This is a genomic window from Alcanivorax sp. HI0044 (genome assembly GCF_001634945.1).
Genome location: NZ_LWEZ01000661.1, coordinates 1 through 578, shown reverse-complemented (window position 1 = coordinate 578; position 578 = coordinate 1). Strand labels below are relative to the sequence as shown.

General features: G+C 56.1%; 1 protein-coding gene. It reads left to right on the top strand.

Annotation, left to right across the window (positions count from 1 at the left end):
- Positions 1 to 578 (top strand): hypothetical protein (locus A3730_RS31305; RefSeq protein ID WP_197477366.1); only part of this gene is annotated, 578 nt, incomplete at both ends.

Here is a 578-nt window from a genome sequence, read left to right as displayed (position 1 = left end):
AGAGATTATGGACGCGATTTATTTCGCGGCGCATCAAAGAGATGGATGGCAGGATTGCCTGGACCGGATCAGTGTATTGAGCGGTGGGCAATCCGCTCAACTGTTGATGCTGAATAGGGAGAACGACCAGCGACTGGGCGGTTATCAGAGTAGCCGCGCCCTTGCAAAGTCCGACAGCCGTGGCGCGTCCGCGCTCACCCTGTGTGATGTTCGGCATGATACGGACGATGCACTATTGGTGCTGACTGTGCAGCGTCCAGCAGAGCAGGGCGAGTTTGGGGCTGCTGTAAAGGAATTGATTGAAGGGCTAATGCCGCACATTGCCAGAGCCCTTCGTCAGGAGGAAGCCGCCAGACTATTGGATGATCGTCAGATTGCGGTCTACCGGCAAAGACAGGGAGCCATGTTGCTTCTGGACGGTCAGCAGAACGTGGTTTTCGTGTCTGCGGAAGCAGAGAAGCAGTTGATGAGAGCAGCCTCGGTGAGGCTCGAAGAGAATCGCCTGAGACTGTCCTTTCGACAGTCTCAGGTGCAGCTGGATGCGCTCATGCAGGAGTGCCTAACGCGCAAATACACCG